Annotated in this window: 1 protein-coding gene; it reads right to left on the bottom strand. The window is 66.3% G+C overall.

Features of this window, described 5'->3' with window-relative positions:
- Positions 1-5 precede the first annotated feature (5 nt).
- Complete coding sequence (locus M5G17_RS18785) at positions 6-11,111, bottom strand: non-ribosomal peptide synthase/polyketide synthase (protein WP_273894418.1); 11,106 nt, start codon at positions 11,109-11,111, stop codon at positions 6-8.
- Position 11,112: the final 1 nt, after the last annotated feature.

The raw sequence follows: 11,112 nt of genomic DNA, 5'->3' as shown, positions 1-11,112 counted from the left end.
CCTCGTCAAGAAATTAGCTGTTCCAGCTCATCTCCTGATAAACGTTTAAGGGCCTCCAAAGATTTAGCCAATTCGTCCTGAAGCGGTGAATGGGCGGTTTTCGCCGTCTGCACCTGGTCGCAGAAGGCGTCCAGGCGCGTGGCGGTGAATACCGATTTGAGCTCGACCTCCACGCCCAGTTGCTCGCGCACCCGGGCAATCAACTGGGTCGCCAGCAACGAATGCCCGCCGAGGCTGAAGAAGTCGTCGTCCAGACCGACCTGCTCAACCCCCAGCAGTTGCGCCCAGACGGCCGCCACCTGGCATTCCAGCTCGGTTTGCGGGGCGCGGAAACTGCGCATCGCCAACAACGCCTCGATGCCCGGCAAAGCCCGGCGTTCAAGCTTGCCATTGGCGCTCAAGGGCATCTGCTCGATAAACAGCAAATGCGTCGGCACCATGTAGTCCGGTAGGTTGCGCAGCAGGCTGGCCTTGAGCTGATCACGCAACGCCGCCTGCACCTGGGCATCCGCCGTCAGCAGCGCCGCGTCGCTGGGTACCAGGTAGCCGACCAGTTGCAGACCGCCCACACCCTCAACCGCCAGCACCACGGCCTCGCGCACCTCAGTCAGTTCCAGCAGGCGCGCTTCGATCTCGCCCAGCTCGATGCGCAGGCCGCGGATCTTCACCTGGTGGTCGATACGCCCGGCATACTCGATCACCCCGTCCGGCCGTTGCCGCGCCAGGTCGCCGGTGCGGTACAGGCGCTCACCGGCCACGAACGGGCTGGCCACGAAACGCTCGGCGGTCAGCCCCGGGCGACGGTGGTAACCGCGTGCCAGGCCTTCGCCGGTCAGATACAGCTCACCGATCACGCCCAGCGCCACCGGCTCCAGGTCGGCGCTGAGCACATAGGTGCCAAGGTTGGCGATCGGCTCACCGATCGGCACGCTGTCGGCGCCTTCCTCGCGGCAGGTCCAATGGGTGACGTCGATGGCCGCCTCAGTCGGGCCATAAAGGTTGTACAGCCCGGCCTGGGGCAGCTTGGCGAACACCTGCTGCTGGGCATCCACCGGCAAGGCCTCGCCGCTGCAGACGATGCGCTTGAGCCCCGTGCACTGGCCAACCTGCTCGTCGAGCAGAAACGCCTGGAGCATCGACGGCACAAAGTGCAGCGTGCTCACTTCGTGCTGCTGGATCAAGCTCACCAGGCGCGCCGGGTCACGGTGATCGCCCGGCCCGGCAATGGCCAGGCGCGCGCCGGTCATCAGCGGCCAGAAAAACTCCCACACCGATACATCGAAGCTGAACGGGGTCTTCTGCAGCACCGTGTCGCTGGCGTCCAGGCCATAGGCCTGTTGCATCCAGCACAACCGGTTGGTCAGCGCCGCGTGACGGTTGCCGGCGCCCTTGGGTTTGCCGGTGGAACCGGAGGTGTAGATCACGTAGGCGAGGTTTTCGGCATCCACCGCCACCTCGGGATTGTCTTCGGCGTAGCCGTCCAGGGCATCTTCGAGCAGCAGGACCTTGAGCCCGGCCGGCAGCGGCAGTTGCTCGCGCAGCGGCGCCTGGGTCAGCAGCAAGGCAATGCCGCTGTCCTCGAACATGTAGGCCAGGCGTTCCTGCGGGTACTCTGGATCGAGCGGCACATAGGCGCCGCCAGCCTTGAGCACCGCCAGCAGGCCGATGACCATCTCCAGGCTGCGCTCGGCGGCGATGCCGACCAGCACATCGGCGCCCACGCCCTGCTCGATCAGCCTGTGCGCCAGACGGTTGGCCCGGGTGTTGAGCTGGGCGTAGCTGAGCACCTGCTCACCGAACAGCAACGCCGGTGCCTGCGGTGTACGTGCCACCTGGGCTTCGATCAGTTGCTGGATGCTCTGCTCCAGCGGGTAGCGAGTGGCGGTGGCGTTCCAGTCATAGAGGCTGCGCTGACGCTCCTGGGCATCGAGCATCGGCAACTCGGCGACAGGCTGCGCCGGGTCGGCGACGATGGCTGCCAGCAGGTTCTGCCAGTGCCGGGCCAGGCGTTCGATGCGGGCGGCGTCGAACAGGTCGGTGGCATAGGTGAAGGCCGCCGCCAGCTGCTGGCCGGCCTCGAAGGTTTCCAGGGTCAGGTCGAACTGGGCCGTCTGCTGGTCGCGCAACAGGCCCTGGATTTCCAGCCCCGGCAATTCACGAGTGACCCGCTCGGCACGGCCTTCGCTCTGGTGGTTGAACATCACCTGGAACAGCGGGCTGTGACCCAGGCTGCGTTCTGGCTGCAGGGCCTCGACCAGTTGCTCGAACGGCAGGTCCTGATGGGCCTGGGCATCCAGGGCATGGCGTTTGACCTGGGCCAGCAACTGGCGGAAGGTCGGGCCGTCGTCAAAGCGCGCCTGCAACACCTGGGTATTGACGAAGAAACCAATCAGCCGCTCGGTGTCCAGGCGGTTGCGGTTGGCATTGGCGACCCCGACCCGGATATCGTCTTGCCCGCTGTAGCGATGCAGCAATACTTGCAGCGATGCCAACAGCAGCATGTACAGGGTCACCCCTTCACGCCGGGCCAGGGCCGTCAGTTGCGTGGCCAGCGTCTGGCTCAATTGCACGGCCTGGCGGGCACCACGGTAGGACTGGCGCGCCGGCCGCGGACGGTCGCTGGGCAGCTGCAGTACCGGGTGAGGTGCTGGCAGTTGCGCGGTCCAATAGTCCAGTTGGCGCTGGCGTTCGCCGGCATCCATCCACTGGCGCTGCCAACTGGCGAAGTCGGCGTAGCCAATCGGCAATGCCGGCAGTGCCACCTCCTGCCCTTGGCTGTAACCGGCATACAGTTGCACCAGCTCATCAATCATCACCTGCACCGACCAGCCGTCGCAAATGATGTGGTGCTGCACGATCAGCAGCAGATGATCGTCCGCCGCCAGTTGCAGCAACTTGACCCGCAGCAGCGGCCCCTGGCGCAAGTCGAACAGCGAGCGGACCTCACGGTCGATGAAGGCGTCGATCTGCGCGTCGCGCCCAGCCGCATCGGGTATATCCAGGTGCAGCGTTTGCACGGCGATGTGCATCTGCTGGTGAACCACCTGCAACACGCGCTCAGCGTCTTCGACGAAAACCGTGCGCAAGCTTGCATGGCGTGCCACCAAGGTGTCGAAGCTGCGCTGCAAGGCCACTTCATCCAGCGCGCCACGCAGGCGCAAGGCACTGGGAACATGGTAGGCGGTGCTGTCCGGCTGCAATTGCCAGAGGAACCATTGCCGCTCCTGGGCATAGGAGAGCAGTAGCGGCTGGTCCGCCGCCAGCGCCTGCAGTGGCGGCTCCTGGCTGCCTGCGCTGGCGTCCAGCGCCTGGACAAAACCGGCCAGCACGCTGTGCTCGAACAGCAACTTGAGCGGCACCTCGCACTTGAGCGCATGGCGCACCCGCGAAATGGCCTGGGTGGCCAGCAGCGAATGGCCACCCAGGGCAAAGAAATCATCATCCAGGCCGACCTGGGGCTGATCGAGCACGGCCTGCCAGATGGCGGCGACCTGCTGCTCCAGCGCCGAGCCGGGCGCGCGGAACGGACGCGGCTCACTGGCCAGTTCCTGGCGGGGCAAGGCCTTGCGATCAAGCTTGCCATTGGGTGTCAGCGGCAAGCGTTCGAGGAACAGCCATTGCACCGGCACCATGTAGTCCGGCAGGCGCTCCAGAAGCCGCGCCGCCAGTATCTCGCCCAGGCGTTGCTGTTCGCTGCTGTTGCCAGGCGTGGCCTGGTGAGCGACTACATAGCCCACCAGCCGCACACCACCCTGACCCTCCAGGGCCAGCACGGCGGCGTCGCGAACCGCTGGCTGGGCCAGCAGCGCCGCCTCGATTTCGCCCAGCTCGATACGCAAGCCGCGCACTTTGACCTGATGGTCGAGGCGGCCGATGTACTCGAGCACGCCGTCGCGGCGGTAGCGCCCCAAATCGCCTGTGCGGTACAAGCGCTCGCCCGTGGCCGAGTAGGGGTCGGGCACGAAGCGCTCGGCGGTCAGTGACGGCCGCTCGAAGTAGCCGCGCGCCAAACCGCTGCCACCGATCAGCATCTCGCCACTGACCCCGGCCGGTACCGGCAACAGGTCGTCGCCCAGCAGGTAGAAAGCGGTGTTGTCGATCGGCCGCCCCAGCCACGGCGTGGGTTGTTCTGCGCTCAGCACATGCAGGGCCGACCAGATAGTGGTTTCGGTGGGGCCGTACAGGTTCCAGACCCCGGCGCCGACACCCAGCATGCGCTCGGCCAGGGCCCTGGGCAGGGCTTCGCCGCCGCAGAGCAGACGGCACGCGGCAAGGCTGGCACTGCGCGGGTTGTCCAGGAGCATGCGCCAGGACGAAGGCGTGGCTTGTACCAGGGTAACGCCCTGGTTCTGGATCACCTCAAGCAGCGCGTCGGAATCATGCAGCACCGCTTCGTCGATCAGCACCACGCTGGCACCGACGACCAGAGGGGCATAGATTTCCAGGCCAAAGATGTCGAACGAGAAGGTGGTCAGCGACAGCATGCGATCTGCGTCACTGAAACCCGGTTCGCGGATCATGCTGGCAATGAAGTTGGCCAGGGCGCCGTGGCGCACCATCACCCCTTTGGGCTTGCCGGTGGAACCGGAGGTATAGATCACGTAGGCCAGGTCTTCGGCATCGACCGCCACCGCAGGCGCGGTGTCGGCATAGCCGGCCAGCCATTGCTCCCGGTGGTCCAGCGCCAGCGCCCGAACCTTCGCCGGCACCGGCAGGCGCTCAAGCACCTGGCTGTGGCTCAACAGCAGATCCATGCCGCTGTCCGTCATCATGTAGGCCAGGCGTTCCTCGGGGTAGCTCGGGTCCAGCGGCACATAGGCAGCACCCGCCTTGAGCACCGCCAGCAAGGCGACGATCATGTCCGGGCCGCGCTCAAGGGCAATGCCCACCCGCTGCCCGGCCCGCGCGCCCAATTCCAGCAGCTTGTGCGCCAGCTGATTGGCCTGGCGTTCAAGGGCCTGGTAACTGAGCCGCTGGCCCGCGAAGATCAAGGCCGGCGCCTGCGGCGCATGGGCGGCACGGGCTGCGATCAACTGCTGCACGGGCGTGTCGAGCGGGTAATCACGGGCCGTGGCATTCCACTGGCCGAGCATGCGCTGTTGCTCCTCGGCCGCCAGCATGGGCAGTTCGCCCAACGCTGAGAGGGGCGCGGCGATCATGCCCACTAGCAGGTTTTCCAGGTGCTGCGCCAACTGGGCAACGGTTGCAGCGTCAAAGTGCTGCTGCCCATAGCGGTACTGGATCGACAGGCGCTCACCCAGCTCCACCATCAGTGTCAGCGGGTAGTTGGTTTGCTCATGGTTACGCGGCTCGCCAAAGCGCAGGCCCTGGGGCGCAGCCTGTTGCAGCGCCTCGGAGACCGGATAGCTTTCGAACACCAGGATGCTGTCGAACAGTGTACCACCGCCCTGCCCGGCCCAGCGCTGGATCTCGAACAACGGCGTGTGTTCATGCTCACGCAGGGCCAGGTTGCAGCGCTGCACGTCCTGCAACCAACTGGCCACTGACTGCTGCGGCTGTGGCGCGGCAATCACCGGCAAGGTGTTGATGAACAGGCCGATCTGCTGCTCAACGCCGCGCAGTTGCGCGGGACGCCCGGCCACCGTGGCGCCGAATGCCACGCTCGGCTGGCCGGTGTAGCGCTGCAACAGCAGCAACCAGGCGGCTTGGACCAGGGTGTTGACGGTGATTTTCTGCTGCCGGGCGAATTCACCCAGGGCAACTGCGCGGTCCAGGGTCCTGAGGTACTCGCCCTGGCCGGCCGGCGCTTGGCCATCGGCCTGCTTGGCGATGGCCTGGGTCAGGCTGGTCGGTGCTGCCAGGGCGGCGGTCTGCTCGCGCCAGAAGGCCTGGCTGGCCGCCCCATCCTGGGCCTGCAGCCAGGCGATGTAGTCGCTGTAGCGAACGCTGGCTGCCGCCTGGGGTTGCCCGGCGTAGTGCTGGAGCACCTCGCCGAGCAACTGCGAACTGCTCCAGCCATCCATGAGTATGTGGTGGTGGGTGTAGATCAGGTGGTGACGCTCCGCACCGCAGCGCACCAGGTGCACACGCAGCAGCGGCGCCTGGGCCAGGTCGAAGCCCTGCTCGCGCTCGGCCAGGGCCAGGGCGTCGAGCGCGGCATCCAGGTTGGCGTGCTGACGCATGTCCTGCACAACAAAAGGCACGCGCACCTGGCGCCGGACGAACTGCAGCGGCTGGCTCAGCTCACCCTGCCAGAGGAAACCGCTGCGCAGGCTGTCGTGACGGTCGACGGCCGCCTGCCAGGCGGCCTGGAAGCGGGCCACGTCGAGGCCATCGATGTCCACCCGCAGTTGATTGATGTAGTTGCCCGCGGCTTCCTCGTACAACGAGTGGAACAGCATGCCTTGCTGCATGGGTGCCAGGGTGAACAGCTCTTCGAGTTCACGCGCCGGTACCGGCAAGGCATCCAGCTGGCCTTGGCTCAGCCCGGCCAGGGGAAAGTCACTCGGAGTGCTGCCGGCGTTTTCGTGCTGGCAGCAGTGCTCGATGGTTGCCACCAGCGCCTGCCGGTAAGCCTCGGCCAGTGCCTCGATGGTCCCCGGGGCAAACATGGCCTGGCTGAAGGTCCAGTTCAGGGTCAACTCGCCGCCATACACCTGGCCACTGAGCGACAGCCAGTTGGCCAGCGGCGCCGCGGCGTGCTGATCGTCGCCGGCAGACTCTGCCGAAGGCATGAACAACGCCCCCTGGTGGTCGCCAAAGCTGTTGTCGAACTGCCCCAGGTAGTTGAAGGTGATCCGCGGCTGCGGCAGTGCCGCGAGTTCGGCGCGGACCTGGTTGTCGCCCAGGTAGCGCAAGGCGGCGTAGCCGATACCGTGGTTGGCGACACTGCGCAGTTGTTCCTTGACCGCCTTGAGGCTGCTGGCCAGGTCGTCCTCGACCGTCAGCTTGACCGGGTACAGGCTAGTGAACCAGCCGACACTGCGGGTCAGGTCGATGTCGTCGAACAGCGCTTCGCGGCCATGGCCTTCAAGCTGTACCAGCACCTGCGCCTGCCCCGTCCAGCGGGCAATCACCCGCGCCAGGGCCGTCAGCAGCAGGTCGTTGACCTGAGTGCGGTAGGCCGCCGGCGCGCTCTGCAACAATTGCCGGGTCAGGTCGGCATCCAGACGGGTCTGCACATGCCTGGCATCGCGGTTGAGCGCCACGGCCTGAGGCGTGTCGCACGGCAGGCTGGCCGGTGCATCGGCCAGCCAGCGCCGCCAGAACTGGCGCTCCTGCTGCAGCGCCGGGTCACGGGCGTAGGCTTGCAAGCGCCGCGCCCAGGCCTGAAGCGAACTGGTCTTGGCGGGCACCTGCAAGGCCTGCCCGGCCAGTTGCTGGTTGCACAGGGTGTGCAGGTCTTCGAGCAACACCCGCCAGGACACGCCGTCCACCGCCAGGTGATGAATGATCAGGATCAAGCGCTGGCTGCCATCGTCCAGGGTCGCCAACAGCGCCCTGAGCAACGGGCCGTGTTGCAGGTCAAGGCTGGCCTGGGCTTGGTTGGCCAACTGCAACAGGGCTTGCCCTTCGACTACACCAACATCGCGCAGCATGGGCTGTTCGGCCGCCGCCAGGTCGGCGTGGCTGGCCAGCCAGTGACCGTCGTGCTGGACGAAGCGCAGGCGCAAGGCATCGTGATGCGCCACCAGCAAAGCCAGGGCCCGTTCGAGCATCGGCGCTGGCACACTGCGGGTCAGGCGCAGCGAGACCGACTGGTTCCAGTGATGCTGGGTGCTGCTGACCGTCTCGAAGAACACCCGCTGGAACGGCAGCAATGGCAGGTCGCCCTGCACCGGCCCCTGGTCGATCGTCAACTGGCCGTCATCGAGGCTGGCCACTGTGGCCAGGCCCTGCACGGTCTGGTGCTGGAACAGCGCCTTGGGGGTAAAGCGAATACCGGCCGCACGGGCGCGACTGACCACCTGGATGGAAATGATCGAGTCGCCGCCGAGCTCGAAGAAGTTGTCGGTCAGCCCGATGCGCTCGCGCTTGAGCACCTCCTGCCAGATGGCAGCGATACGCTGCTCCAGTTCACTGCGCGGAGCCACGTAGGCCTGCTGCACCTGGGCCAGGTCCAGCGCGGGCAAGGCCCGGCGTTCAAGCTTGCCGTTGGCGCTCAAGGGCATCTGCTCGATAAACAGCAGGTGCGTCGGCACCATGTAGTCCGGCAGGTTGCGCAGCAGGCTGGCCTTGAGCTGATCACGCAACGCCGCCTGCACCTGGGCATCCGCCGTCAGCAGCGCCGCGTCGCTGGGTACCAGGTAGCCGACCAGTTGCAGACCGCCCACACCCTCAACCGCCAGCACCACGGCCTCGCGCACCTCAGTCAGTTCCAGCAGGCGCGCTTCGATCTCGCCCAGCTCGATGCGCAGGCCGCGGATCTTCACCTGGTGGTCGATGCGCCCGGCGTACTCGATCACCCCGTCCGGCCGCTGCCGGGCCAGGTCGCCGGTGCGGTACAGGCGCTGGCCGGCCACGAACGGGCTGGCAACGAAACGCTCGGCGGTCAGCCCCGGACGCCGGTGGTAACCGCGCGCCAGGCCTTCGCCGGTCAGGTACAGCTCACCGATCACGCCCAGCGCCACCGGCTCCAGGTCGGCGCTGAGCACATAGGTGCCAAGGTTGGCGATCGGCTCACCGATCGGCACGCTGTCGGCACCCTCGTCGCGGCAGGTCCAGTGGGTGACGTCGATGGCCGCCTCGGTCGGGCCATAGAGGTTGTACAGCCCAGCCTGCGGCAGCTTGGCGAACACCTGCTGCTGGGCATCCACCGGCAAGGCCTCGCCACTGCAGACGATGCGCTTGAGCCCCGTGCACTGGCCAACCTGCTCGTCGAGCAGGAACGCCTGAAGCATCGACGGCACAAAATGCAGCGTGCTCACCTCGTGCTGCTGGATCAAACTCACCAGCCGCGCCGGGTCGCGGTGATCGCCCGGCCCGGCAATGGCCAGGCGTGCCCCGGTCATCAGCGGCCAGAAGAACTCCCACACCGACACGTCGAAGCTGAACGGGGTCTTCTGCAGCACCGTGTCACTGGCGTCCAGGCCGTAGGCCTGTTGCATCCAGCACAGCCGGTTGGTCAGCGCCGCGTGACGGTTGCCGGCGCCCTTGGGCTTGCCGGTGGAGCCAGAGGTGTAGATCACATAGGCGAGGTTTTCCGCGTCCACTGCGACGTTGGGATTGTCTTCGCCGTAGCCGTCCAGGGCATCTTCGAGCAGCAGGACCTTGAGCCCGGCCGGCAGCGGCAGTTGCTCGCGCAGCGGCGCCTGGGTCAGCAGCAAGGCAATGCCGCTGTCCTCGAACATGTAGGCCAGGCGTTCCTGCGGGTACTCTGGATCGAGCGGCACATAGGCGCCGCCAGCCTTGAGCACCGCCAGCAGGCCGATGACCATCTCCAGGCTGCGCTCGGCGGCGATGCCGACCAGCACATCGGCGCCCACGCCCTGCTCGATCAGCCGATGCGCCAGGCGGTTGGCTTGGGCGTTGAGCTGGGCGTAGCTGAGCACCTGCTCGCCGAACAGCAAGGCCGGTGCCTGCGGTGTACGTGCCACCTGGGCTTCGATCAGATGCTGGATGCTCTGCTCCAGCGGGTAGCGAGTGGCGGTGGCGTTCCAGTCATAGAGGCTGCGCTGACGCTCCTGGGCATCGAGCATCGACAGCTCGGCGACCGGCTGCGCCGGGTCGGCGACGATGGCTGCCAGCAGGTTCTGCCAGTGCCGGGCCAGGCGTTCGATGCGCGCGGCGTCGAACAGATCGGTGGCGTAGCTCAGGGAACAGTCGAAGCCCTGCGCCGACTCCAGCACATCAAGGCTCAGGTCAAATTGCGCCGTGTGCGCTTGCCAATCCAGCGCCTGGACCTGCAGGCCCTGAGGGGTCACCAGCGGCCCAGCCTGGCTGCGCCGATGGTTGAACATCACCTGGAACAGCGGGCTGTGACTGAGGCTGCGCTCCGGCTGCAGGGCCTCGACCAGTTGCTCGAACGGCAGGTCCTGATGGGCCTGGGCGTCCAGGGCATGGCGCTTGACCTGGGCCAGTAACTGGCGGAAGGTCGAGCCGTCGTCAAAGCGCGTCTGCATGACCTGGGTGTTGACGAAGAAGCCGATCAGCTGACGGGTTTCCACACGGTTGCGGTTGGCCACCGGGACCCCGACCCGGATCGACTCCTGGCCGCTGTAGCGGTACAGCAAGGTCTGGAACGCTGCCAGCAGCAACATGAACGGGGTGACATTTTCCTGCCTGGCCAATGCATGCAACTGCAACCCGAGCCGGGTATCGAGGCGGATGTCCTGGCGCGCCCCGCGAAAACTCTGCTGGGCCGGACGCGGCCGATCACTGGGCAGTTCCAGGGTTGCCGGCTCATGGCCCAGGTGCCGGGTCCAGTAGGCCAGTTGGCGGTCCTTCTCCCCCGCCTCCATCCATTGGCGCTGCCAGATGGCGTAGTCGCCGTACTGGATTGGCAAGGCAGGCAGCTCGGGTGCCTGACCCTGGCTGAAACCTGCATACAACTGCACCAGCTCATCGACCATCACAGGCATCGAGGCGGCATCGCAGATGATGTGGTGCTGGGTCAGCACCAGGACGTGGTCGTGCGCCCCCAGGCGCAGCAGCTTGACCCGCAGAAGCGGACAACGCTGCAGATCGAACAACTGCTGGGTTTCGGTTTCGATGAAGGTTTCGATCTCCGCCGCCGTGGCTTGCTGTGCGCTGGCGGCGATGACCTCCAGGGTGACCTGTACCGAGCCACTGGCCTGGACCTGCTGCACCAGGCCATCGCTGCTTTCGACAAAGCAGGTGCGCAAGGTTTCGTGACGCACCAGCAATGCATCGAAACTGCGCTGCAAGGCGTCGATATCCAGGGCACCTTGCAAGCGCAAGGCACACGGCACATGGTAGGCACTGCTGGTCGGGTCCAGTTGCCAGAGGAACCACTGGCGCTGCTGGGCATAGGACAGCGGCAGTTGCGCGAAGGCGTCCCGGCACACCGGAATCGGCAGGTTGGCCAGGCTCATGCCCTTGCTGGTCAATTTTTCCAGGAAGGCCTGGCGCTGCGCCAGCGGCAAGCGGATAAACCGCTGAACCAGCGAGGTGTTGTCCATCTGTGCCATT

The sequence above is a fragment of the Pseudomonas rubra genome (assembly GCF_028656935.1).
Lineage (GTDB): Bacteria > Pseudomonadota > Gammaproteobacteria > Pseudomonadales > Pseudomonadaceae > Aquipseudomonas > Aquipseudomonas rubra.
This window is presented reverse-complemented; position numbering and strand designations above follow the sequence as displayed.